The organism is Streptomyces sp. NPDC043738, from assembly GCF_056436545.1.
In genome coordinates this window covers 14,403-37,022 of the sequence record NZ_JBWKCJ010000037.1, presented here as the reverse complement: position 1 = coordinate 37,022, position 22,620 = coordinate 14,403, and the positions used below count along the sequence as shown (strand labels likewise).

Below are 22,620 nucleotides of genomic sequence, written 5' to 3'. Positions count from 1 at the left end.
AGCCCATCACGCAGCGCTGTCCACCTCTCGCTCAGAGTGATGCGGATCACCCGTTCGAGCGAATCTTTTGGCTGGAACCGTGGCGGTGGGAGGCTTCCGGGCCGGCTCCGTCCCGGTGCGGTCAGGCGAGCGCGGCGGTCAGCCAGGCGGGATCGAAGGTGCCCTCGGCGACGATCTCGGCCGGACCGGTCATCTCGACCGTGCCGTCGGGCTGCTCGGTGATCGTCAGGCTGCCGCCGAGGACGTCGACCGTGTACGTGACGGGCGTGCCGGTCCGCGCCGGGTCCAGGCCGTCCCTGCGGGCGGTGGCGACGGCGACCGCGCAGGCGCCGGTGCCGCAGGAGCGGGTCTCGCCCGAGCCGCGCTCATGGACCCGCATCGCCACATGGCGCGGGCCGCGGTCGACGACGAACTCGATGTTCACGCCGTCGGGATAAACCGCCGCTGGGCTGAACGGCGGTACGGACAGCAGGTCACCGGCGTGCGCCAGATCCTCGACGAACGCGACGGCGTGCGGATTGCCCATGTTCACGTTGCGGGCCGGCCAGCTGCGGCCACCGAGGGTGACGACGACGCCCTCCTCGGGGAGCTCGGCGCGACCCATGGAGACCGTGACGTCGCCGGTCTTGGCCAGGTGCACACGGCGCACACCGGCGCGGGTGGCGATGGCGAGGTCGCCGGGCTCCACCAGGCCGGCGTGCAGCAGATAGCGCGCGAAGACCCGGGTGCCGTTGCCGCACATCTCGGCGATCGAACCGTCGCCGTTGCGGTAGTCCATGAACCACTCGGCCTCGTCGGCCTGGGCGCGCGCCTCGGGGTGCGCGGCGGACCGCACGACGCGCAGCACCCCGTCGCCGCCGACTCCGGCCCGCCGGTCGCAGATCCGGGCGACGGCGGTCGCGGGCAGATCGAGGCGGCCGTCCGGGTCGGGGACGATCACGAAGTCGTTCTCGGTGCCGTGGCCCTTGAGGAAGGCGATGCGCTCGGTGCTGGTCACTCCTGCATCGTACGGGGGTGACGGGGGGAACGGCTTGACGGGGGCGGGGAGAGCGGCGTCCCGGGGGCCGGCGCGGCTGCCCGGTCCCTCCTGACCGGCACCGCTCGCGGTGAGCGGCCGGTCAGCGCAGCCGGGCCACGCGCCAGATGGCGAGCGAGGCGGGGACGGCCACCACCAGGGCGTACAGGAGCACCACGCGCCAGTTGGCGCGGCGGCCGGAGCCGCGCGCCGGGAGGCCGGGCCAGGTGTGGCCGACGCGGCGGGCGGCCATCATGCCCCAGCCGGCGGCGCAGCAGCACAGCAGCAGGCCGAGCATCGCGATCACCGCGCCGCCGTCACCGCCGAACTCGAAGGCGAGCGGGAAGGCGAACATCAGCGAGCCGACGGCGGCGAGCGCGACGATCGGCGCGAGCTGCCACAGGCGCAGCCGGCGCGGCGGGCGCAGTTCCCGGAAGGACTCGCCCCCCTCGCCGGGCCCGTCGGCCGGGCCGTCCGAGTCGTCCAGGGCGTCCGGGTCGGTGAGCGGTGCGGCGCCGGACAGGGCGTCCCGGGTGTCCGGGCCGTCGTCGGCGAGCCGTGCCGTGTCAGCGTCGTCGTCCGACTGCTGTGCGCTGTTGCGAGGGCCGGCCTCCATTGCCACGCGCCCTCCCCACTGCAGATTGCACGCCTCGATCGAAGGTCGATGATGACACGCCCTCAGGGGCCCGGATGACGGCCGGAGCGTCCCGATGCCATGACGTGATCAGGCTGTGACCGGTCGTTCGAGCAAGGCCAGGGCCTGCCTGGGAAGTTCCGCGCGACGGTCGGCGGCGCCGCTGAGCCAGTGGACCCGGGGGTCCCGGCGGAACCACGAGTCCTGGCGGCGTGCGAAGCGCTTGGTCGCGCGCACCGTCTCGTCGCGCGCCTCCTGCTCGGTGCACTCCCCCGCCAGCTGGGCGAGCACCTGCTGGTAGCCCAGCGCCCGGGACGCCGTGAGGCCCTCGCGCAGGCCCTCGGCCTCCAGGCGGCGCACCTCCTCGACCAGGCCCGCCTCCCACATCCGGTCGACCCGCCGCGCGATCCGCTCGTCCAGCTCGGGGCGCTCGACGTCGACACCGATCTGCAGGGTGTCGTAGACCGAGTCGTGGCCGGGGAGATTGGCCGTGAAGGGGCGGCCGGTGATCTCGATGACCTCCAGGGCGCGCACGATGCGGCGGCCGTTGCTGGCCAGGATCGCGCGGCCGGCCTCGGGGTCGGCGGCGGCCAGGCGGGCGTGCAGGGCACCGCTGCCCCGTTCGGCCAGTTCGGCCTCCAGCCTGGCGCGCACCTCCGGGTCGGTACCGGGGAAGTCCAGGGCGTCGATGGCGCCGCGTACGTACAGACCGGAGCCGCCGACGAGGACCGGGGTGCGGCCCTCGGCGAGCAGCCGGTCTATCTCGGCGCGGGCCAGCCGCTGGTACTCGGCGACGCTGGCGGCGCGGGTGACGTCCCAGATGTCCAGGAGGCGGTGCGGTACGCCCTGCTGCTCCTCGGGCGTGAGCTTGGCGGTGCCGATGTCCATGCCTCGGTAGAGCTGCATGGAGTCGGCGTTGATGACCTCGCCGCCCACGTGTTGTGCGAGCGCGACGCCCAGATCGGACTTTCCGGCCGCGGTGGGGCCGACGACGGCGATGACCCGCGGAGCGGGAACAGCGGTGTTCACCCCGTCAGTCTCGCAAACATCACGCCCCCATCTCGAACGAGCGACGTGACGGGCCACCGATGAGGGTCGTTGCCTGTTGCGAGGTCCCGAGAGCCGGTGCAGCACCGGCGCCCGTGGGCGGCGCAACGGTCCGCTCCGGGCGGCCTGGGATTTCGCCCAACATGAATAGCGTAGGAGCAGTTATGGGCGTGTTTTCGCGGTTTCGCCGCCGCAAGTCCGAAGCATCGACGGAGGAGGCTGCCGCTGCGGTGGTGACGGCCGAGGCGGAGGAGCCGGCGGAGTCGGCCGCTTCGGCGGACGCCGAGAACGCCAAGGACGCCGAGGGGGCCGAGGACGCCGGGGACACCGACGACGCCCAGCGGACCGGCACCGAGCAGGCCGAGCAGACCGACGGTGCCGAGGAGGCCCCCGAGGCCGCGAAGGCCCCGGGGGGCGGCGAAGACCCGCAGGACGCGGCGGACACCGCAGAAGCAGCGGATGCGGCCGAGGATGCGGCGCCGGAGGCTTCCGGTGGCACGACCGGGGAGACGGTCCCCGAGGACGGCCCTCAGGCCGACGACGTCGGCGAGCCCCGCGCCGAGAAGGCGGCCGAGAGCGCCGGGATCCCCCGGCAGCAGTCGGGCCGGGCCGCGGCGGACCGGGAGTCCGGCGAGGGCGCGCGGCAGTAGCCCCGCCGCGCCCGGAGCGGGCACGGCGCAGCGGCCGCGGGGTGGCTCGACCCCGCGGCCGCTGTCGTGTCCCGGGGGCGCCGCCGGCTACGACCAGGTGGCGACGAAGTAGCCCACGCCGTACGGGGCCTCCTCGCGCAGCAGGCGGCCGGTCAGGCCCGCGCCCTCGGCGGCGCCCGCCAGGACCTGCCAGCAGGAGCGTCCGGACGCCTGCAGGCCGGCGGCCGGCTCCGCGTCGAGCGCGGTGAGCGCGGGGAGGTCGGCGGCCCCCAGGGCGCGGCCCACCGCGGCGTCGAAGCCCTCGGCCCGCTCGTCGAAGTAGCCGGGCGCCTTCACCGTCCGGCAGGCGCTGCCGTCGCCCATCACCAGCAGCGCCACCCGGGGCGCGGCGGCGGCGATCTCCCGGCCGACCGGCAGACACCGCTCAAGGGGCAGCGACTCCCCCACGCCCAGCCCCTCCACGGGCGCGTCGTCCCAGTCCGTACGGGACAGCAGCCAGGCGCCGACGGCCAGCGACGGCGGGAGCTCCCTCTCGGGCGCGCGCTCGGCGGCTCCCAGGGAGACCTCGAGGTCCACGCCGAAGCCGCGGAAGGAGCCGACGGCGCCCTGCGGGTGCGGGCCCCGGCCGGTCTCCTCCGCGGGGCCGAGGACCACCAGCCGGTCCGGGCGGGCCGCCGCCAGCACACCGATCGCGTCCAGGCAGGAGGCGCGCAGCGCGTCCAGCTCGGGTGCGGCGCCGGCGGCCACCTCCGGGACGAGCAGGGGCGGACAGGGGCAGATGGCGGCGGCTACGAGCATGCCACGCAGCGTAACGCCCCGGGGCCGGTCGTTCCCGGCGGGTCAGTCGCAGCCGCAGCCGGCCGCGGGCGCGGGGCTCGGCGCCGGGGCCCCGATGGTGGGCAGGCCCAGCAGCACGCCCTTGGGCTTCTCGGCCGGGGCGGCGTTGCGCCGCTCCCAGGCATCGCCTGCCCGGGTGCGGCGGACCGCCTTGGCCGGTCCCTCCGCCAGGAGGTGGTGCGGCGCCGCGTAGGTGATCTCCACGGTCACCACGTCGCCGGGCCGGACCGGCTCCTCGGGGCGGGTGAAGTGCACCAGGCGGTTGTCGGGCGCCCGGCCCGACAGCCGGTGCGTGACGTCGTCCTTGCGGCCCTCGCCCTCGGCGACCAGGACCTCCAGCGTGCGCCCGACCTGCTTCTTGTTCTCCTCCCAGGAGATCTCCTCCTGGAGGGCGACCAGACGCTCGTAGCGCTCCTGGACGACGGCCTTGGGGATCTGGCCCTCCATGTCGGCCGCGGGGGTGCCGGGGCGCTTGGAGTACTGGAAGGTGAAGGCCTGGGCGAAGCGGGACTCGCGAACCGTGTGCAGGGTCTGCTCGAAGTCCTCCTCGGTCTCGCCCGGGAAGCCGACGATGATGTCCGTCGAGATCGCGGCGTCCGGCATCGCGGCGCGCACCTTGTCGATGATGCCGAGGAAGCGCTCCTGGCGGTACGAGCGGCGCATGGCCTTCAGGACGCGGTCGGAGCCGGACTGCAGCGGCATGTGCAGCTGCGGCATGACGTTCGGCGTCTCCGCCATGGCGGCGATCACGTCGTCGGTGAAGTCGCGCGGGTGCGGCGAGGTGAAGCGGACCCGCTCCAGGCCCTCGATGGAGCCGCAGGCGCGCAGCAGCTTGCTGAAGGCCTCGCGGTCGCCGATGTCGGAGCCGTAGGCGTTGACGTTCTGGCCGAGCAGGGTGATCTCGCTGACGCCCTCGGCGACCAGGGTCTCGACCTCGGCGAGGATGTCGCCGGGCCGGCGGTCCTTCTCCTTGCCGCGCAGCGCCGGGACGATACAGAAGGTACAGGTGTTGTTGCAGCCGACCGAGATGGAGACCCAGGCCGCGTACGCGCTCTCGCGGCGGGTGGGCAGGGTCGAGGGGAACGCCTCCAGCGACTCGGCGATCTCGACCTGCGCCTCCTCCTGGATGCGGGCGCGCTCCAGCAGGACCGGCAGCTTGCCGATGTTGTGCGTGCCGAAGACCACATCGACCCAGGGGGCCTTCTTGACGATGGTGTCGCGGTCCTTCTGGGCCAGGCAGCCGCCCACGGCGATCTGCATGCCGGGGCGCGCGGCCTTCTTGGGGGCGAGCTGCCCGAGGTTGCCGTAGAGGCGGTTGTCGGCGTTCTCCCGCACCGCGCAGGTGTTGAAGACGACCACGTCGGCGCCCTCGCCGCCCTTGGGCGCCGGTACGTACCCGGCCTCCTCCAGCAGCCCGGACAGCCGCTCGGAGTCATGGACGTTCATCTGGCACCCGTAGGTGCGGATTTCGTAGCTCTTGGGTTCCTGAACGTCCACTGCGTGGCTCCGGTCACTGCTGGTCATACGACAAGGGTAGGCGGTGCCGGGAGTACCCCGGTCCTCGGCGGCCCGAAGGTCCGGCCCGGCCGGCGGTGACCCTTCGGAAACCGGCCCGCCCCTCCCCATAAGGCCGTGCGGCTGGCAGGATCCCGCCCATGTTCACCGCACTCTCCCGTACCGGCCGCCGGACTCTCCTGGCGGCGATCGCGGCGTTGGTCGCCCTCGGGCCGGCGCTGTGGTGGCTGGTGTCGATGGGCGGCGAGCCCACCCCGGGCGGGCGGGTGACGCTGGCGACGGGTGTGCCGACCGGGGTGTACGCGCGCTACGGGGAGCTGCTGAAGCAGGATCTGGCCCACGACATGCCGGAGGTGGATCTCCGGCTGGCCCGCAGCGAGGGGTCGATCGACAATCTGCGGCAGCTGGCCGCCGGGCGCGCGCAGTTCACCATCGCGACGGCGGACGCGGTCGCCACCTACCGCGGCCGGGGCGAGCCCGGCGCGCGGCGGCTGCGGGCCTGTGCGCGGCTGTACGACGACTACATACAGCTGGTGGTGCCGAAGAAGTCCGCGGTGCGCTCCACGAAGGACCTGCGGCGGCTGCGGGTGGGCGTGGGCGCCGACGGCTCCGGCGTACAGCTGATCACCCGGCGGCTGCTGACGGCGGCGGGGCTGGACTTCGACAAGGACATCACGCCCGTGCGGGTCGGCATCGACCGGATGCCGAAGCTGCTGGAGCAGGGCAGGCTGGACGCCTTCTTCTGGTCGGGCGGGCTGCCGACGACGGCGGTGCAGCTGCTCGCCCAGCGGTTCCCGATCCGGCTGGTCCCGCTCGGTGATCTGACCGAGGGGCTGCACCGGCAGGGCGAGCGCACCCGCTACTACCGCGCGGCGGTGATGCCCGCCGACGCCTATCCACTCGTCCAGGACGGGCAGGCGGTGAAGACGATCGCGGTGGCGAACCTGCTGGTGACCATGGACCGCGCGGACGCCGCCCTGACCCAGGGCATCACCCGGACCGTCATCGACAGCCGGGACCGGATCGGGCGCGAGGTGCACGCCGCGCAGAAGGTGGACCTGCGCACGGCGGTGTTCACCGATCCGCTGCGGCTGCACGAGGGCGCCCGGCGCTACTACGTGTCCGTCAAGCCCTGAACACCCGCCCTGGGCGCCGCCTCGTGCGGCCCGCGCGGCCGGTCAGGCGCGCGGGGTCCCGGCGGTACGGCGCGCGGGCCTGCCGCGGCGGGGACGGCGCCGGCGGGCGCCACCGCTGCCGCTTCCGCCACCCGCACCGCTCGACCCGGCGCGGGTACCCGCGCCGGGCGCCGGGGCCGGCGCGGCGAGCTGGACCGGGACGCCGCTCGGGGTCCGCGCGCCGGTGATCCGTGCCAGCTCGGCGTCTCCGGGCCGGACCTTCGCGGTGGCCGCGGTGATCTTCGCCTGGCGCATCAGCCGGGTCATCTCGCGACGCTCCCCCGGCGTGACGAGCGTGACGACGGTGCCGGACTCGCCGGCCCGCGCGGTCCGGCCGCCGCGGTGCAGGTAGTCCTTGGCCTCGGTCGGCGGATCGACGTTGACGACGAGGTCGAGGCCGTCGATGTGGATCCCGCGCGCGGCGACGTTGGTGGCGATCAGCGCGGCGGCCTGGCCGGTGCGGAACTGCTCCAGGGTGCGGGTGCGCTGCGGCTGGGTCTTGCCGCCGTGCAGCGCCGCGGCGCGCACACCCTGGGCGAGCAGGTGCTTGGTGAGCCGGTCGGCGCCGCGCTTGGTGTGCACGAACATGATCACGCGTCCGTCGCGGGCGGCGATCTCGGCGACGGTGGCGCGCTTGTCGGCGTCCTCCACGTACAGGACGTGGTGGTCCATGGTGGTGACGGTCGCGGCCGACGGGTCCACGGAGTGGGTGACCGGGTCGGTCAGGAAGCGGCGTACGAGCTTGTCGACGTTGCGGTCCAAGGTGGCGGAGAACAGCATCCGCTGCCCGTCCGGGTCGACCTTCTCCATCAGCCGGGTGACCTGCGGCAGAAAGCCCATGTCGGTCATCTGGTCGGCCTCGTCGAGGACCGTGACGGCGACCTGGTCGAGCTTGCAGGCGCGCCGGTCCAGCAGGTCGGCGAGCCGGCCGGGCGTGGCGACCAGTACCTCGGCGCCCTTGCGCAGCGCTTCGACCTGCCGGTTGATCGAGGTGCCGCCGACGACGGTGGCCGTGCGCAGCCCCAGCGCCGCGGCGTACGGGGCGAGCGCCTCGGTGACCTGGCCGGCGAGTTCGCGGGTGGGCACCAGGACCAGGGCCAGGGGGCGCTTGCTCTCGGCGCGCTTGCCCGCCGTACGGCTGAGCAGCGCCAGCCCGAAGGCGAGGGTCTTGCCCGAGCCGGTCCGCCCGCGCCCGAGCACGTCACGGCCTGCGAGGGTCTCGGGGAGGGTGGCGGCCTGGATGGGGAACGGCTGGGTGACGCCCTGGGCGCGCAGCGCGGTGAGGAGGGCCGGTGCCAGCGGGAACTCGTCGAAGGAGCCGGCCGGCGTGGGGACGGACGCCGGGGCGGGCGTCTGGGGGGCGGCGCTCGGTCGCGATGCGGTCGCTCGTGTCACGGAAAACCCTTCAGGGGAGGCGATGGTGGGGTCGTGCCGGCCTCACACTCTCCCGCGGGGCGGCACTCGGTGACCGAGGGACGGGGATGCGCTGCCGTCATACGGGACGGGGGCCGCACCGGGCTGGCCGGTGCGGGCCCCGTCCGCGGGACGCGGGGGCGTCAGGCGGGGATGATGTTCTCCGCCTGCGGGCCCTTGGGGCCCTGGGTCACGTCGAACGTGACCTTCTGGCCCTCGAGGAGCTCACGGAAGCCCTGGGACTGGATGTTCGAGTAGTGGGCGAAGACGTCGGGGCCGCCGCCGTCCTGCTCGATGAAGCCGAAGCCCTTTTCCGAGTTGAACCACTTGACGGTGCCGGAAGCCATGTTTCTCTCCATTCATGGGGCAAGGCGGAGGCCGCACTGCGCGGCCCCCTTGTCGCCGAGATGATCGCCCCACACCGGAAACCTCCGGAAAACAAGGAACGCCCGGGGCTACAAGCCTCCGGGCGCACACAAAGTTCATGGGTACCACAACTGCAACGCCGTTCACGGTAGCACAGGTTCCCGGAGCCCCCCGGCCGTGCGGTCAGGGGGCGCTGCGCGGCACGGTGACGGTGACCCTCAGCCCATGCGGCGGGTGCGGGGCGTAGGCGATGGAGGCGCCGCCCGCGGCGAGCAGGGCGCGGGTGATCGACAGCCCGAGCCCGGAGCCGGAGACGTTCTGGTGGCGGCCGCTGCGCCAGAAGCGGTCGCCGACCCGTGCGAGCTCGTCTTCCGTCAGGCCAGGGCCGCGGTCGGCCACGGTGATGTGCACATGCTCCCCGTCCGGGGCCACCCCGACGGTGACGGGCTGATCGGCCGGCGTGAACTTCAGGGCGTTGTCGACGACGGCGTCCAGGGCGCTGGAGAGGGCGACCGGATCGGCCCAGCCGGTGACCGCGCTGTGCCCCTCGTAGGTGAGGCGGACGCCCTTGTCGTCGGCCAACGGGCGCCAGGAGTCGACGCGTTCGGCGGCCAGCGCCGCGACATCGGTGAGCTGGAGGTCGGCGGCACAGTGCTCGGCGAGCGCGAGGTCGAGCAGGTCGTCCAGGACGCGGGCCAGCCGCTTGCCCTCGGTGCGGACCGAGGCGATCTCCTCGTTGCCGTCGGGGAGTTCCAGGGCCAGCAGCTCGATCCGCAGCAGCAGCGCGGACAGCGGGTTGCGCAACTGGTGGGAGGCGTCGGCGACGAAGGCGCGCTGCTGCTCCAGCACGTCCTCGACGTTGTCGGCCATCTCGTTGAACGAGCGGGCCAGCCGGCGCAGCTCGGGCGGCCCCGCGGTGCCGGCGACCCGGGACTTCAGCCGGCCGGTGGCGATGTCGTGGCTGGCCGCGTCCAGGACCCGTACGGGTCGCAGCACCCAGCCGGTGAGCCGGATGGCCGCGGCGACCGCGACCAGCATCGCGGCGCACTCGCCGGCCGCGATCAGCAGCCAGCCGTGCAGGATGCGCGAACGCATCTGCCCGGTGGGCGAGTCGGTGACGACGACGGCGACGACATCGCCGTCGCGGATGACCGGTGAGGCGACCGGGATGCGGCCGTCCTCGTCCCAGGGCCAGATCTGGCGCGGATCATGGCTGCGGCGGCCGGCCAGCGCCTCGCTGAAGGCCTGGGCGCCCTCGCCGTCGTGGGGCACCGGCAGGCCGTGCGGTGCGGCGGCCATCGGGGTGCGGTCGCGGTAGAAGACGCCGGCGCGTATGCCGTACAGGCCGTGGTAGCGCGCCAGTTCGGCGCCGAGGGTGGTGCGCCGCTCGTCCTCCTCGGGGGTCTTGTTGCGGGCGTCCGCGTCGGGGCGGGCGGTGACGAACTGGGCGAGGGAGGCGAAGCGGGCGGCGTCGTCGATCCGGTCGACGACCACCCGCTGCTGCTCCACACCGGCGGTGATGACGGCGAGCGGGAAGCCGAGCGCGAGCAGCACACCGGCCATCAGGACGATGAGGAGGGGGAGGAGTCGGGTGCGCACGGGCCGGCCGCGGCCTTCAGGAGGCCGGGGAGGCGGGTCGGCCGGGGGCGGGGACGACGAGGCGGTAGCCGACGCCGCGTACCGTCTCGATCAGCGCGGGCATGCGCAGTTTGGCGCGGAGCGAGGCGATGTGCACCTCCAGCGTCCGGCCGGTGCCCTCCCAGCTCGTCCGCCACACCTCGCTGATGATCTGCTCCCGGCGGAAGACCACCCCGGGGCGCTGGGCGAGCAGCGCCAGCAGGTCGAACTCCTTGCGGGTGAGCGGGACCGCGGTGCCGTCCACGGAGACCTGGCGGGTGGGGAGTTCGACGGTGACCGCGCCCAGGTGCAGGGCGTGGCCGGCGGCGCTCTCGTCGACGGGCGGCTCACCGCCGCGTTCCGACGGGGAGACCGTGCGCCGGCTCACCGCGTGGATGCGCGCCAGCAGCTCACCGGTGTCGTACGGCTTGACGACGTAGTCGTCGGCGCCCAGGTTCAGGCCGTGGATGCGCGAGCGCACGTCCGCCCGCGCGGTCACCATGATCACGGGGGTGGCGCAGATCTTGCGGATCCGGCCGCACACCTCGAAGCCGTCCTGGTCGGGCAGCCCCAGGTCGAGCAGCACCACCGCGAAGGGCTCGGCGTCGTCGGGCAGCAGGGCCTTGAGCGCCTCCTCGCCGTTGCGCGCATGGACGACGGCCAGGCCGTGCCGGGCCAGCACCGCGGACAGGGCCGCGGCCACATGATCGTCGTCCTCGACGAGCAGCAGTCTCATCAGGCCTCCTCCCGGGTGCGTGCGTACAGGCCAAAGGGCATCTACGGCGATAGGGGGCATGCCCGTCAAGAGGCGGCCACCTCCGGGCCGCCATCCGTTATCCAGCCGGTACGACCACGGTCGTCTTCCCCCGCTGCCGACCGTCACACTTCTTCACGCAGAGTACTTCCGCTGCGACCGGATCGTTATCCTCAAGTTCCCCTCAGATGTAATGACGCTGGTCGCAGGGCGTCCTAGGGTCCTCCCCAACCGAGGAGGACGGAGCTGTACGCCGATGAGCGAAGTATCGGTGACCAAGAACGCCGAGGGCCCCGCGCGAGCGGGAGACCAGCTGGTCGTGCTGGACAACGTGAACAAGCACTTCGGCGCGCTGCACGTGCTCCAGGACATCGACCTGACGATCGACCGGGGTGAGGTGGTCGTCGTGATCGGGCCCTCGGGGTCCGGCAAGTCGACGCTCTGCCGCACGATCAACCGCCTGGAGACCATCGACTCCGGCAGCATCACCATCGACGGGAAGCCCCTGCCGCAGGAGGGCCGCGAGCTGGCCCGCCTCCGCGCCGACGTGGGCATGGTCTTCCAGTCCTTCAACCTCTTCGCGCACAAGACGGTGCTCGAGAACGTGATGCTGGGCCAGACCAAGGTCCGCAAGACGGACAAGGCGGCCGCCGAGCAGAAGGCCCGCGCCCTGCTGGACCGCGTCGGTGTCGGCACCCAGGCGGACAAGTACCCCGCACAGCTCTCCGGAGGTCAGCAGCAGCGCGTGGCGATCGCCCGCGCGCTGGCGATGGACCCCAAGGTGATGCTGTTCGACGAGCCGACCTCCGCGCTGGACCCGGAGATGATCAACGAGGTGCTGGACACCATGCAGCAGCTCGCCCGGGACGGCATGACCATGGTCGTGGTCACCCATGAGATGGGGTTCGCGCGCTCCGCGGCGAACCGGGTCGTCTTCATGGCGGACGGCCGCATCATCGAAGAGGCCGAGCCGAACCAGTTCTTCAACAACCCGCGCAGCGACCGCGCCAAGGACTTCCTGTCGAAGATCCTTCATCACTGAGGCCGCAGTTGGGCCACCATCATTGCCAACACTTGTTGAACCAAAGGATGTTCACCATGAGGATTCGTAAGACGGCTGCGGCAGGTGCGGTGGTGCTCGCGCTGGCGGCTACGGCGACCGCGTGCGGCGGCGAGAAGGGTTCGGCGGGCGACAAGCCGGCCGGCGGCGAGGTCTACAGCGGTACGTACAAGGTCGCTTCGGACGTCAAGGTCGACTCGACGGTGCTGAAGAAGGCCCAGAAGGCCAAGAAGATCGTCGTCGGCGTCAAGGCCGACCAGCCGTTCCTGGGCTTCAAGGACCCCGCCACCAACAAGTACTCCGGCTTCGACATCGAGATCGCCAAGATGGTCGCGGCCGACCTGGGCTTCTCCGAGAAGCAGATCGAGTTCAAGACGATCGACTCCAACGTCCGTGAGACCACCATCTCCAAGGGCGACGTCGACTTCTACGTCGGTACGTACACGATCAACGACGAGCGCAAGAAGCAGGTCGGCTTCGCGGGCCCGTACTACACCGCCGGCGCGGACCTCCTGGTGCGCAAGGACGACAAGGCCATCACCGGACCGGAGACCCTCAAGGGCAAGAAGGTCTGCTCGATCGCCGGCTCGACTCCGCTGCAGGAGATCAAGAAGGAGAAGTACGGTGCCAAGACCACCGAGCTCTCCAAGTACTCGGACTGTGTGAAGTACCTGCTGGACGGCCAGGTCGACGCGGTCACCACCGACGACGCGATCCTCAAGGGCTACGCCGCCCAGCGTCCGCAGAAGCTGCGGGTGGTGGAGAAGCCCTTCACCAAGGAGCCCTACGGCGTCGGCATGAACAAGGACGACAAGGCCCTGCGCAACGCGATCACCGACGCGCTGGAGAACCACATCAAGAACAAGGACTACCAGAAGGCGTACGAGGGCACGCTCGGCAAGTCCGGCTCGAAGTACACCGCCCCGGAGACGCCGCTGCCGCGGTACTGAGGCGCTCGCGCACTCACCGGACCGCGCCGCCCCGTACGCCCGCCGCGGCGGGTGTACGGGGCGCGGTGTCTTCCCCGCCCGTGACTGCCTTCCCGCCGTCGACCCGATGACCGCTACCGCGGAGACCCCATGAACGTACTCCTCGATTATCTGCCCGAGTTCCGGGACGGATTCCTCGGAACCCTGGCGATCACCGCGTCCAGTGGCCTGCTCGCGCTGGTGCTCGGCGTGCTCATAGCCGGCTTCCGGGTCTCCCCGATCCCGCCGCTGCGCGCCTTCGGGACGGCCTGGGTCACGGTGCTGCGCAACACGCCGCTGACGCTGCTCTTCCTGGTCGCCTTCTTCGTCGTACCGCAGATCCTCTTCCAGGGCGCGAGCCCGTACGTGCTCGCCACGCTGGCCCTCGGCTTCTACACCTCCTCCTTCGTGTGCGAGGCGGTGCGGTCCGGCATCAGCACCGTGCCGATGGGACAGGCGGAGGCCGCGCGCAGCCTCGGTATGACGTTCACCCAGACACTGCGCATGATCGTGCTCCCGCAGGCCACGCGCACCGTGCTCCCGCCGCTGAGCAGCATCTTCATCGCACTGACGAAGAACTCCGCGATCGCCGGCGCCTTCAGCTACGGCGAGCTGTTCAACGTCTCCAAGCTGCTCAACGACAAGGGCTACGCGATCGCCTGGATCTTCCTGTGGACCGCGCTCGCCTACCTCATCATCACCTTCGCCATCAGCGGGCTCTTCCGTCTGCTGGAGCGCCGGATGGGGGTGGCCCGATGAGCGGACGCGACGGGCGGGACAGCAAGACGGGGATGCCGCGCGCGGGCGGGGCGGAACGAAGCGAGGTAGTGGCATGAGTGGGGCCAGCGTTCTCTACGACGTACCGGGGCCGAAGGCGAAGGCACGCAACCGTGTCTACACCGTCGTCGGGTCGCTCGCGGTACTGGCGCTGATCGCGTTCGTCGTCATGCGGCTCAGCGCCAAGGGCCAGCTGGAGCCCGAGGTCTGGAACATCTTCAACTACGCCGGTGTGCGGACCAGCATCCGCGACGGTGTGCTGACGACGCTTCAGGTCTTCGCGGTCGCGGCGGTGCTGTCGCTGGCACTGGGTGTGCTGCTCGCGGTGGCCAGGCTGTCGGACCACAAGCCCGTCCGCTGGTTGGCGACCGGCTTCATCGAGCTCTTCCGCGCCGTACCGCTGCTGATCACGATCTACGCACTGTGGGTCATCCTGCTCAGCAACCGCGAGGACCTCGGCCTGAGCGGCAGCCAGCCGCAGTTCTGGGCACTGGTCATCGGGCTGACGGTCTACAACGGCTCGGTGCAGGCCGAGGTGCTGCGGGCCGGCATCAACGCCGTACCGAAGGGCCAGCGCGAGGCCGCCTACGCCCTGGGCATGCGCAAGACCCAGGTCATGACGACGGTGCTGATCCCGCAGGCCGTCCGGGCGATGCTGCCGACCATCATCAGCCAGCTCGTGGTGACCCTGAAGGACACCTCCCTCGGCTACATCATCACGTTCGAGGAACTGCTCTTCACCGCCCGCCAGATGAGCACCAACATCATCGTCAACGGCAACGACACCTACGTCCCGGTCATCATCGTCACCGGCACCATCTATGTGGCGATGTGCCTGGTGCTGTCCGCCCTCGCCAACTGGATCGAGCGGCGCGGCCGGCGGGCCAAGACCGGCATCGGTGTGGCCGCGGCCGCCGAGCCGGTGGCGGCCACCGACGCGATGGAGGTCGCCGACGCGGTGCCCGACGGCCCCGCGGCCCAGAAGGACTGACGGGACGACGGGCCACCCGCGTGGCTCATAGGGGACCGTCCGGAGGCGGTGGCAACGGCGCCACCGCCTCCGTCACTTGACGCGAGCGGCCGCAGTGGGTTGCATACGCTGTGTGATCACGCACCGGGCTCCAACTGCCAGTTCCCGCATGTCCCGTACGTACCAGCGGTCCCGGGGAGCTGCGCTGTGGACCCGGTGATCGTCGTCGGGGCCGGCCCGGTGGGGCTCTCGCTCGCCCTCGCGCTCGCCCGGATCGGCGTCCCCTCCGTCGTCCTGGACGAGACCGCGGGCCAGGAGGACACCCGCCCCGCCCGCACGGCCGTGCTCCGTCCGGAGACCGCGGCCTTCGTCGGCCGGCTCGGCTGCGCCGACACCCTGGAGGGCACCGGCACCCGCTGGACGGCCTGGCGCATCATGCGCCGCCGGCGCCTGGTGGAACGGGTCGCGTTCGCCGCACGCACCCCGGACGACGCGGCCGGCCCCGCTCCGACCTCCCCCGTGCACCTCCCGCAGCACGCGCTCACCCGTGCCCTGCGCGCCGCGCTGGCCCACGAGAAGCTCGCCGAGATCGTCACCGACAGCCGGCTCGTCGACGTCGAGCAGGACGAGCACGGCGTCAGCGCACACACCCGTGGCACCAACGGGACGTGGTGGCGCGGGAGTTACCTCGTCGGCTGCGACGGCCCGCGGTCGACGGTCCGCAAGCTGCTGGACATCCGCTTCCCGGGCCGTACGGCCGTCGAACGGCATGCGGTGGCCGCGCTGCGCTGCGAACTCCCCTGGCCCGGCGAGGCGCTGCTGCACCGCTCGCCGCCCCGGCACGGCGGCGGGCCGGGCCCGGAGGTCTCGGCCCGCCCGCTGGCCGACGGCGTCTGGCGGCTGGACTGGCTGCTGCCGCCGGGGCGCGAACTGGTCACGCCGGACGCCCTGGTCGCCCGGATCCGCGACTCCCTGGCCGGCTGGACCACCGAGTCCCCGGCACGGCCCGGCAGCGGCGCCGGCCCGGAGGAGGACGGGACGCGGGGGCACGGCCACGCCCGGCTCGTCCCGCCGTACGAGCTCCTCGACACCGGCGTGCACACCGTCCACCACCGGCTGGCCCGCTGCTGGCGGCAGGGCCGGGCCTTCCTCGCCGGCGATGCCGCGCATCTGCTGGGCGCGCTTGGCACCCAGGGCCTGGACGAGGGCCTGCGGGACGCCGAGAACCTCGCCTGGAAGCTCGGCCTCGCCTGGCACCACGGCGCCTCCGAGCTGCTGCTCGACAGCTACCAGGCCGAACGCCGGGGCGCGGTCGCGGCCCGGCTGCGCGCCGCCGACCAGGCGCTGCCGCTGCTGCGGGACGGCCGCTCGGCCCGCTGGCGCACGGTCCTGCCGGGCGCCGCGCGCGGCCGCAGCACCCTGCTGACCGACGGCCATCTGGGCCGCGGCCCGCTGGGCGCACCGCCGGTCTACACCCGCACCCCGCTGGCACCGCCCGTCGAGCACACCGACGGGCCCCTGGTCGAGACCCTCCCCGGGGCGCCGGTCGCGGATGTCGCGGTGACCGCGTCCGACGGCTCGGTGGTCCGGTTGCGCGACCGCCTGGGCGGCGGCCTGCTGGTGGTGCTGGTGGCACCCGGCACCACCGTCTGGGACCGCCGGCACTGGCAGTCGGCGGGCCTGATGCCCCGGCTGACCAGCGCGGTCGCCGGCCTGCCGATGCCCGCCGAGGTCCTGGTCACCGAGTCCTACCCGGGCGCCGCCGCCCACACCGTCCTGCTCGTACGCCCGGACGGCCATCTGGTCACCGCGCTGGCCGGCGTCCGCCCGGCGGAGCTGACCGCGTGCGCGGAGGCGGTACGGGGCGGGGCTCATGGGCACGGGCCCGGCGCGGGTCGCCGGGCCCGGCCGGCCGGGGACGCGCAGGAGGCGGGGCCGTCACAGGTGACCCGAGGAGAGCCCTCTGCTGTTGACCCTGTGGGATCCTCCATGCTTCACTCCGAGAGTGACTGATCACAGCTCGCGATTCTGGCGGAGGGTCCATCTGGACCTGGTCCGCTATGCGGGCTGCATGTGTCGTCCGTCCTGCTGATCCGCAGCTCCTCTTCCACGCGGCCGCCCGCCTCTGCCCGGCAGCCGCGCCTCTTCGCGATCATCACCCAGGACGGTTTCCGTGCCCGACGTACGCACCTCCGCGCACCCGCATGCCGCCGCCGACGGCGGCGGCCCCAGCGCATCCGAACTCCTCGACTTCGTCCGCCGCACCGCCGCGGACGCGGCGCTCGTCGCCTCCCTCCCGCTCGACCCCGAAGGCCGCACCTGGATCCGGCTGAACGGGCCGGGCGGAGCCGAGGCCTGGCTGATCGGCTGGCCGCCGGGCACCGGCACCGGCTGGCACGACCACGGCGGCTCACGCGGCGCCTTCGCGACGGCCACCGGCGAGCTGACGGAGCAGTCGCTCGCCGCCCAACTGCCCACCGAGGGCTGGAAGACCCTGGAACTCGCCGATGGCGTGGACCGGGAGCGCAGGCTCGGCGACGGCCGGGGCCGGGCGTTCGGCCCGCACCATGTCCATCAGGTGCTCAACCTCTCCCACGACACCCACGCGGTCTCGGTGCACGCCTACTACCCGCCGCTGCCGCTGATGCGCCGCTACAGCCGCACCGGCCAGGTGCTGCGCCTCGAAGAGGTCGAGCGCCCGGAGGAGTGGGCATGAGCGGGCGCGGAGAAGTGGGCATGAGCGGGCGCGGAGAAGTGGGCATGAGCGGGCGCGGCGAGCGATACGGGGGCGCGCCGCGCGCGGGCGCGACCGAGTACAGGGACGCGACCGGCTACGGGGGCGCGACGCATGACGAGGAGGTCGCGGTATGAGTGCCGTCGACGAGCTGCTGGCCCGCGCCCGGCGCGAGCTGGGCCGACGGGCGGAGCCCCGGGAAGCCGCCGCCGTCCAGGAAGCCGGCGGACTTCTGGTGGACATCCGGTACGCCGAGCTGCGGGAGCGTGACGGCACCATCCCCGGCGCCCTGATCGTGGAACGCAACGAACTCGAATGGCGCCTGGACCCCACCGGCGAACACCGGGCCCCGCAGGCCACCCACCATGACCTGCCGGTCATCGTCATCTGCAACGAGGGCTATGCGTCCACGCTCGCCGCCCTCTCCCTCCGCCAACTGGGCCTCCATCGGGCAACCGACCTGACGGGCGGCTTCCAGGCCTGGCGAAAGGCGGGGTTGCCGGTGCGGGGCTGACCTGGCGGGGCGATGCGGGCTGACCTGGCGGGGCTGGCCTCGCAAAGTTGCCGGTACGGGGCTGGCCTGGCGGGGCTGGCTTCGTGGGGTTGCCGGTACGGGGCTGGCCTGGCGGGGCTGACCTCGTGGGGTTGCCAGTATGAATGGGGCTGGCCTCGTGGGATTGCCGGTACGGGGCTGACCTCGTGGGGTTGCCAGTATGGGGCTGGCCTCGTGGGGCCGGCTTGCGCCCCGTTCCCCTCCCCGTCGTGCCCGTCGTCCCCGTCGTCCCCGGCGGTATGGCTGTCGGACCGCCTGGTGCCGGGCTACGGCTGTCCGGCTGCCGGCTGCCCGCCTGCCCGGTCGAGCATCGGCCGTCGGCGTCCGGCCGCCCGGTCAGTCGTCCGGCAGGTGGTACTCCAGCAGTTCCGGATCCTCGCCTTCCTCCTCCAGGGCCCGTTTGACGACGCGGAGGGCGAGGCCCTCCGGGTAGCCCTTGCGGGCCAGCATTCCGGCCAGGCGGCGGAGACGCTTCTCGCGGTCCAGCCCTCTGGTGGCGCGCAGCTTGCGGTCGACCAACTCGCGGGCGGTGGACTCCTCCTGTTCGGAGTCGAGGCGGCCGACGGCCACATCGATCAGGGCGGAGTCCACCCCCTTGGTGCGCAGTTCGCGGGCCAGCGCGCGCCGGGCCAGGCCGCGCCCGTGGTGGCGGGACTCCACCCAGGCGTCGGCGAAAGCCGCATCGTCGATCAGCCCGACGTCCTCGAAGCGGGACAGCACCTCTTCTGCGGCCTCGTCGGGGATGCCCCGCCGGCGCAGGGCGTCCGCCAACTGCTTGCGCGTACGCGGATTCCCGGTGAGCAGGCGCAGGCAGATGGCCCGCGCCTGCTCCTCGGGCGTACGCGGTGGTCCCGGCTCGGCCCTCGACGAGGCGGAACCACCGCTGTTCTCATGGCCATCACGGCCCCTGCGGCCGCTACGGGTCTCGGCGTCACCGGCAGCGCGGGCGGTCCTGTCCTCGCTGTCCGGCCATTCCGTTCGCCGTGTCATGGCGGACTAGCTCTTGGCCGCGGCGGCCTTGGAAGCCTTTGCGCCCTTGGCCGCCGGTGCCGGGGCCGCGGCGGCCGGCTCGGCGGCCGCGCCCGCGGCATCCGCGCCGGGCTCCGCCGCCGGGTCCTGCGGCTTGACGCCGATACCCAGCTTCTCCTTGATCTTCTTCTCGATCTCGTTGGCGAGATCCGGGTTGTCCTTGAGGAAGTTGCGGGCGTTCTCCTTGCCCTGGCCGAGCTGGTCGCCTTCGTAGGTGTACCAAGCGCCGGACTTGCGGATGAAGCCGTGCTCCACGCCCATGTCGATCAGGCCGCCCTCACGGCTGATGCCCTGGCCGTAGAGGATGTCGAACTCGGCCTGCTTGAACGGCGGGGAGACCTTGTTCTTGACGACCTTGACGCGGGTGCGGTTGCCGACCGCTTCCGTGCCGTCCTTGAGGGTTTCGATACGGCGGATGTCGAGACGCACCGAGGCGTAGAACTTCAGCGCGCGGCCACCGGTCGTGGTCTCCGGCGAGCCGAACATCACGCCGATCTTCTCGCGGAGCTGGTTGATGAAGATCGCGGTGGTCTTGGACTGGTTGAGCGCGCTGGTGATCTTGCGGAGGGCCTGGCTCATCAGCCGGGCCTGGAGGCCGACGTGGGAGTCGCCCATCTCGCCCTCGATCTCGGCCCGCGGCACCAGGGCGGCGACGGAGTCGATCACGATGAGGTCGAGTGCGCCGGAGCGGACCAGCATGTCCGTGATCTCCAGGGCCTGCTCGCCGTTGTCCGGCTGGGACAGGATCAGGGCGTCGGTGTCCACACCGAGCTTCTTGGCGTACTCCGGGTCGAGGGCGTGCTCGGCGTCGATGAACGCGACGGAGCCGCCGGCCCTCTGGGCGTTCGCGACGGCGTGCAGGGTCAGGGTCGTCTTACCGGAGGACTCCGGACCGTAGACCTCGATGACGCGGCCGCGGGGGAGGCCGCCGACGCCGAGCGCGACGTCGAGGGCGGTGGAGCCGGTGGGGATGACCTCGATGGGCTCCTTCGACCGCTCCCCCATGCGCATCACGGCGCCCTTGCCGAATTGCCGTTCAATCTGTGCGAGCGCGGCGTCCAGCGCCTTCTCGCGGTCAGTGCCTGCCATGGGTTCCACCCGATTTGCTTGAGTCGATCGCTTCACGTCCATGACGCTAACGCCTGCCACTGACAATGCGCCCGGACCCGGCTCCAGCCTGTGGATAACTCCGCGAAATCCCCGGAATCACGGGCCGGACACCCCATAAGAATGGATGTTCGATTTTACTGTCAAGCGGTCCACTCGGTACCCCCGCTGCCCGGGCTGCCGCACCCGGACCTGCCGGCGCGGCGGTCGCCCGTTCCTCCCGAGAGGTCTAGCGGCGCCTGATCACCGCCCGCCCCGTGGTCAGGTCCACCCCGGTGGAGTGTGGCGGTGCACCGGCCTCGCCGTCGTGGCGTACCAACCGCTCCGTGCGGCGCTGCTCGATCTCCACCCGCTTGTTCGGGTTCAGGGCCGCGGCCAGCTCGTCGGCGACGGCCGCCCCCGCTCCGCTGCCGCCCCCGCCCGTCGTCAGTGTGCACACGAGCCGCCGCAGCCACCGGGGGCGGCCGGTGCGCAGCACCAGGCGCCGGGTCCCGGAAAGCACCAGCGGCACGACGATCACGGACGCCATCAACAGGCAGACGGCCAACATGAGGATCATGCCGGCACAACGCCCGCCCCACCCGGCCCGGTTCCCCGACGGAGAGCCCCGGCCCGGTTCCCCGGCAGAGAGCAAGGGTGCCGCGGCCGCTGGCCTGAAATGCGCCGCGCACTCGAGCGGGGTCAGCTCTGGGCGGTGGGCCGGACGACGATCTCGTTCACGTCGACGGTCGCAGGCTGCTCGATGGCGAAGGCGACGGCTCGGGCGATCGCCTCGGGCGGGATCGCGATCCGGTCCCGCATCTCCGTGATCTCTGCTCGGACCCGCGGATTCGTCGACGCCTCGGCGAAGGCGGTCCCTACCGCGCCGGGCGAGACGGTGGTCACCCGCAGGGAGTCGCCGGCTTCCTGGCGCAAGCCTTCGCAGATGGCGCGGACCGCGAACTTCGTACCGGCGTAGACCGCCATGGCCGGCACGATGCGAAATGCGGCCGTGGAGGCGATGGTGACGAAGTGGCCCGCGCCCTGGGCCCGGAAGACCGGCAACGCGGCGCCGATTCCGTGCAGCACACCCTTGACGTTGACGTCGACCATCCGGTCCCACTCCTCGACCCGCAGATCGTCCAGAGGCGAGACCGCGCCGACCCCCGCGTTGCCGACCAGCACGTCGAGCCGACCGAATCGCTCGCAGGCGAGGGCGACCAGGGCGTGCAGGTCGTCCCGCCGTGTCACGTCCGTGCGGGTCTGCACGGCCGTGCCGCCCGACTCCTCGATCCGCGCCACCAGCTCCGCGAGGCGCTCGGAGCGGCGTGCGCCCAGGACGAGCCGCGCGCCTCGCCCGGCAAGCAGCAGCGCGGTCGCCTCGCCGATGCCGCTGCCGGCTCCCGTGATCGCCACGACCTTGCCGTCGATTCCCGACACGATGTCCGCCTCTTCCATTTCCTTCTGAACCACCGGTCGTTCCTTCTGAACCACCGGTTGCCGGTGACCCGCAGAGGTCATCGGTGAGCGCCGTACCGCCCACTCGGGATCCACTTTAGCCTGGTATCCAGAACGTGTTTATTCTGGAACCAGGGGTGCCATCACCATGCAGACACAGCCGGATCAGCGCCGTGAGCTGGGCGCTTTCCTTCGCAGCCGCAGGGAGCGGATCGCCCCTGACCAGGTCGGACTGCCACAGACCGGCCGACGGCGGACCCCGGGCCTGCGCCGGGAGGAACTCGCGCTGCTCGCCGGGATCAGCGCCACCTGGTACACGTACCTCGAGCAGGGCCGGGACATCCGCGCCTCGGACCAGGTGCTCGACGCCCTCGCCTCGGCGCTGCAGCTCGACGGGTACGAGCGCGGTCATCTCTTTCGGCTCGCCGGTCACACGGCTGCGGCCGAGACCGGGGAACCCGAGCCGCTCGCCGCCGAGGTGGCGGCCGTCCCCCTCCTGCTCCAGCCGCATCCGGCCTACATCATCGGCGGCAACTACGACGTGCTCAGCTACAACCGGGCGGCCGACGAACTGTTCCCGCACCTCACCGCGGCGGCGGACCGGCCGGCGAACCTCGCCCGCTGGGTGTTCCTCGAACCTGCCGCCCGGGACGTTCTGGTCGACTGGGAGGTCGAGGCCCGCGGCCTGCTCGCCCGGCTGAGGGCGCTGGCCGGACGCCACCCGGGCGACCCCCGGTACACCGGGCTGGTCGACGAGCTGAAGGCGGGCAGCCCGGAAGTGCGTGCCTGGTGGCCGCGGTACGACGTGCAGGCCCGGCACGGCGGACGCAAGCGGCTGCGGCGCCCGGGACGCGGGGTGGTCGACTTCGCCTACACCGCCTTCCACCTGGCCGAACAGCCGGAACAGACGCTGGTGGTCTACTCCGACGACCGGCGATCGGCTGATTGAGCCGCACACGGTC

At 72.4% G+C, this 22,620-nt stretch carries 25 protein-coding genes; 12 read left to right on the top strand and 13 right to left on the bottom strand.

Going from position 1 to position 22,620, the window contains the following annotated elements; genetic code table 11:
* Positions 1 to 121 precede the first annotated feature (121 nt).
* The 3 genes from dapF to miaA form a co-directional block, all read right to left on the bottom strand.
* Positions 122 to 997, bottom strand: coding sequence for a diaminopimelate epimerase (gene dapF / locus AC0680_RS33360; RefSeq protein WP_478636397.1), 876 nt, complete (start codon positions 995 to 997; stop codon positions 122 to 124).
* Positions 998 to 1,118: 121 nt separating this feature from the next.
* Positions 1,119 to 1,631, bottom strand: coding sequence for a hypothetical protein (locus AC0680_RS33355; RefSeq protein ID WP_478636467.1), 513 nt, complete (start codon positions 1,629 to 1,631; stop codon positions 1,119 to 1,121).
* 108 nt (positions 1,632 to 1,739) lie between these two features.
* The gene (gene miaA / locus AC0680_RS33350) at positions 1,740 to 2,678 is read right to left on the bottom strand and encodes a tRNA (adenosine(37)-N6)-dimethylallyltransferase MiaA (protein WP_478636394.1); all 939 of its coding nucleotides are present in this window, start codon (positions 2,676 to 2,678) and stop codon (positions 1,740 to 1,742) included.
* A 182-nt stretch (positions 2,679 to 2,860) separates the two neighbouring features.
* Between miaA and AC0680_RS33345 the strand changes: the two genes are divergently transcribed.
* Positions 2,861 to 3,346, top strand: a complete 486-nt coding sequence (locus AC0680_RS33345; RefSeq protein ID WP_478636391.1) for a hypothetical protein — start codon at positions 2,861 to 2,863, stop codon at positions 3,344 to 3,346.
* A gap of 87 nt (positions 3,347 to 3,433) precedes the next feature.
* Here the strand turns inward: AC0680_RS33345 and AC0680_RS33340 are convergent, their stop codons facing one another.
* Positions 3,434 to 4,144 (bottom strand): class III extradiol dioxygenase subunit B-like domain-containing protein, encoded by a 711-nt coding sequence (locus AC0680_RS33340; RefSeq protein ID WP_478636388.1) that lies wholly within the window; start codon positions 4,142 to 4,144, stop codon positions 3,434 to 3,436.
* A 42-nt stretch (positions 4,145 to 4,186) separates the two neighbouring features.
* Positions 4,187 to 5,707: a tRNA (N6-isopentenyl adenosine(37)-C2)-methylthiotransferase MiaB gene (miaB, locus tag AC0680_RS33335; protein WP_478636385.1), complete on the bottom strand. Its 1,521-nt coding sequence runs from the start codon at positions 5,705 to 5,707 to the stop codon at positions 4,187 to 4,189.
* A 131-nt stretch (positions 5,708 to 5,838) separates the two neighbouring features.
* Here miaB and AC0680_RS33330 point away from each other — a divergent pair, with 131 nt between their 5' ends.
* A complete protein-coding gene (locus AC0680_RS33330) occupies positions 5,839 to 6,834 on the top strand; it encodes a TAXI family TRAP transporter solute-binding subunit (RefSeq protein WP_478636382.1) in 996 nt (331 codons plus the stop codon).
* 42 nt (positions 6,835 to 6,876) lie between these two features.
* Here AC0680_RS33330 and AC0680_RS33325 read toward each other — a convergent pair whose 3' ends face one another.
* The 4 genes from AC0680_RS33325 to AC0680_RS33310 form a co-directional block, all read right to left on the bottom strand.
* On the bottom strand, positions 6,877 to 8,268 hold the full coding sequence (locus AC0680_RS33325) for a DEAD/DEAH box helicase (protein WP_478636380.1): 1,392 nt from the start codon (positions 8,266 to 8,268) through the stop codon (positions 6,877 to 6,879).
* Positions 8,269 to 8,429: 161 nt separating this feature from the next.
* Complete coding sequence (locus AC0680_RS33320; RefSeq protein WP_384434400.1) at positions 8,430 to 8,633, bottom strand: cold-shock protein; 204 nt, start codon at positions 8,631 to 8,633, stop codon at positions 8,430 to 8,432.
* Positions 8,634 to 8,835: 202 nt separating this feature from the next.
* Positions 8,836 to 10,251, bottom strand: a complete 1,416-nt coding sequence (locus tag AC0680_RS33315) for a sensor histidine kinase (RefSeq protein WP_478636377.1) — start codon at positions 10,249 to 10,251, stop codon at positions 8,836 to 8,838.
* A gap of 16 nt (positions 10,252 to 10,267) precedes the next feature.
* Positions 10,268 to 11,005, bottom strand: a complete 738-nt coding sequence (locus tag AC0680_RS33310) for a response regulator transcription factor (protein WP_478636374.1) — start codon at positions 11,003 to 11,005, stop codon at positions 10,268 to 10,270.
* Between the two features lie 274 nt (positions 11,006 to 11,279).
* Between AC0680_RS33310 and AC0680_RS33305 the strand changes: the two genes are divergently transcribed.
* The 9 genes from AC0680_RS33305 to AC0680_RS33265 all read left to right on the top strand — a co-directional run bounded on the left by AC0680_RS33305 (position 11,280) and on the right by AC0680_RS33265 (position 18,046).
* A complete protein-coding gene (locus tag AC0680_RS33305; RefSeq protein ID WP_478636371.1) occupies positions 11,280 to 12,065 on the top strand; it encodes an amino acid ABC transporter ATP-binding protein in 786 nt (261 codons plus the stop codon).
* Positions 12,066 to 12,121: 56 nt separating this feature from the next.
* Complete coding sequence (locus tag AC0680_RS33300) at positions 12,122 to 13,033, top strand: glutamate ABC transporter substrate-binding protein (protein ID WP_478636368.1); 912 nt, start codon at positions 12,122 to 12,124, stop codon at positions 13,031 to 13,033.
* A 129-nt stretch (positions 13,034 to 13,162) separates the two neighbouring features.
* Positions 13,163 to 13,810, top strand: coding sequence for an amino acid ABC transporter permease (locus tag AC0680_RS33295; protein ID WP_384434413.1), 648 nt, complete (start codon positions 13,163 to 13,165; stop codon positions 13,808 to 13,810).
* Between the two features lie 73 nt (positions 13,811 to 13,883).
* Positions 13,884 to 14,819, top strand: a complete 936-nt coding sequence (locus AC0680_RS33290; RefSeq protein WP_478636366.1) for an amino acid ABC transporter permease — start codon at positions 13,884 to 13,886, stop codon at positions 14,817 to 14,819.
* A gap of 186 nt (positions 14,820 to 15,005) precedes the next feature.
* The gene (locus AC0680_RS33285) at positions 15,006 to 16,811 is read left to right on the top strand and encodes an FAD-dependent oxidoreductase (RefSeq protein WP_478636364.1); all 1,806 of its coding nucleotides are present in this window, start codon (positions 15,006 to 15,008) and stop codon (positions 16,809 to 16,811) included.
* Positions 16,804 to 16,890 (top strand): putative leader peptide, encoded by an 87-nt coding sequence (locus tag AC0680_RS33280; protein ID WP_311044721.1) that lies wholly within the window; start codon positions 16,804 to 16,806, stop codon positions 16,888 to 16,890. Before AC0680_RS33285 ends, AC0680_RS33280 begins: the two co-directional genes overlap by 8 nt.
* An 81-nt stretch (positions 16,891 to 16,971) precedes the next feature.
* Positions 16,972 to 17,514, top strand: coding sequence for a cupin domain-containing protein (locus AC0680_RS33275; protein ID WP_478636361.1), 543 nt, complete (start codon positions 16,972 to 16,974; stop codon positions 17,512 to 17,514).
* Between the two features lie 20 nt (positions 17,515 to 17,534).
* The gene (locus tag AC0680_RS33270; protein WP_478636359.1) at positions 17,535 to 17,669 is read left to right on the top strand and encodes a hypothetical protein; all 135 of its coding nucleotides are present in this window, start codon (positions 17,535 to 17,537) and stop codon (positions 17,667 to 17,669) included.
* Complete coding sequence (locus AC0680_RS33265; protein WP_478636357.1) at positions 17,666 to 18,046, top strand: rhodanese-like domain-containing protein; 381 nt, start codon at positions 17,666 to 17,668, stop codon at positions 18,044 to 18,046. Before AC0680_RS33270 ends, AC0680_RS33265 begins: the two co-directional genes overlap by 4 nt.
* Positions 18,047 to 18,421: 375 nt before the next feature.
* On the opposite strand, the gene recX is transcribed toward AC0680_RS33265, so the two are convergent.
* The 4 genes from recX to AC0680_RS33245 form a co-directional block, all read right to left on the bottom strand.
* Complete coding sequence (gene recX, locus AC0680_RS33260) at positions 18,422 to 19,075, bottom strand: recombination regulator RecX (protein WP_478636355.1); 654 nt, start codon at positions 19,073 to 19,075, stop codon at positions 18,422 to 18,424.
* A 6-nt stretch (positions 19,076 to 19,081) separates the two neighbouring features.
* Complete coding sequence (gene recA / locus AC0680_RS33255) at positions 19,082 to 20,203, bottom strand: recombinase RecA (RefSeq protein WP_384491730.1); 1,122 nt, start codon at positions 20,201 to 20,203, stop codon at positions 19,082 to 19,084.
* Positions 20,204 to 20,450: 247 nt separating this feature from the next.
* Positions 20,451 to 20,780 (bottom strand): DUF6191 domain-containing protein, encoded by a 330-nt coding sequence (locus AC0680_RS33250; protein ID WP_478636352.1) that lies wholly within the window; start codon positions 20,778 to 20,780, stop codon positions 20,451 to 20,453.
* A gap of 122 nt (positions 20,781 to 20,902) precedes the next feature.
* A complete protein-coding gene (locus AC0680_RS33245; protein WP_478636464.1) occupies positions 20,903 to 21,640 on the bottom strand; it encodes an SDR family oxidoreductase in 738 nt (245 codons plus the stop codon).
* Positions 21,641 to 21,806: 166 nt separating this feature from the next.
* On the opposite strand from AC0680_RS33245, the gene AC0680_RS33240 reads away from it, so the two are divergent.
* Entirely contained in the window at positions 21,807 to 22,607 is an 801-nt protein-coding gene (locus AC0680_RS33240) for a helix-turn-helix transcriptional regulator (protein ID WP_478636350.1), read from the top strand.
* Positions 22,608 to 22,620 lie beyond the last annotated feature (13 nt).

Coding starts and splice junctions, on each gene's coding strand:
- recX (WP_478636355.1), bottom strand. CDS start 19,075: ATGACACGGCGAACGGAATGGCCGGACAGCGAGGACAGGACCGCCCGC.
- AC0680_RS33265 (WP_478636357.1), top strand. CDS start 17,666: ATGAGTGCCGTCGACGAGCTGCTGGCCCGCGCCCGGCGCGAGCTGGGC.
- AC0680_RS33345 (WP_478636391.1), top strand. CDS start 2,861: ATGGGCGTGTTTTCGCGGTTTCGCCGCCGCAAGTCCGAAGCATCGACG.
- AC0680_RS33270 (WP_478636359.1), top strand. CDS start 17,535: ATGAGCGGGCGCGGAGAAGTGGGCATGAGCGGGCGCGGCGAGCGATAC.
- AC0680_RS33295 (WP_384434413.1), top strand. CDS start 13,163: ATGAACGTACTCCTCGATTATCTGCCCGAGTTCCGGGACGGATTCCTC.
- AC0680_RS33305 (WP_478636371.1), top strand. CDS start 11,280: ATGAGCGAAGTATCGGTGACCAAGAACGCCGAGGGCCCCGCGCGAGCG.
- AC0680_RS33320 (WP_384434400.1), bottom strand. CDS start 8,633: ATGGCTTCCGGCACCGTCAAGTGGTTCAACTCGGAAAAGGGCTTCGGC.
- AC0680_RS33340 (WP_478636388.1), bottom strand. CDS start 4,144: ATGCTCGTAGCCGCCGCCATCTGCCCCTGTCCGCCCCTGCTCGTCCCG.
- AC0680_RS33240 (WP_478636350.1), top strand. CDS start 21,807: ATGCAGACACAGCCGGATCAGCGCCGTGAGCTGGGCGCTTTCCTTCGC.
- AC0680_RS33330 (WP_478636382.1), top strand. CDS start 5,839: ATGTTCACCGCACTCTCCCGTACCGGCCGCCGGACTCTCCTGGCGGCG.
- AC0680_RS33355 (WP_478636467.1), bottom strand. CDS start 1,631: ATGGAGGCCGGCCCTCGCAACAGCGCACAGCAGTCGGACGACGACGCT.
- recA (WP_384491730.1), bottom strand. CDS start 20,203: ATGGCAGGCACTGACCGCGAGAAGGCGCTGGACGCCGCGCTCGCACAG.
- AC0680_RS33250 (WP_478636352.1), bottom strand. CDS start 20,780: ATGATCCTCATGTTGGCCGTCTGCCTGTTGATGGCGTCCGTGATCGTC.
- AC0680_RS33300 (WP_478636368.1), top strand. CDS start 12,122: ATGAGGATTCGTAAGACGGCTGCGGCAGGTGCGGTGGTGCTCGCGCTG.
- AC0680_RS33290 (WP_478636366.1), top strand. CDS start 13,884: ATGAGTGGGGCCAGCGTTCTCTACGACGTACCGGGGCCGAAGGCGAAG.
- AC0680_RS33310 (WP_478636374.1), bottom strand. CDS start 11,005: ATGAGACTGCTGCTCGTCGAGGACGACGATCATGTGGCCGCGGCCCTG.
- miaB (WP_478636385.1), bottom strand. CDS start 5,707: ATGACCAGCAGTGACCGGAGCCACGCAGTGGACGTTCAGGAACCCAAG.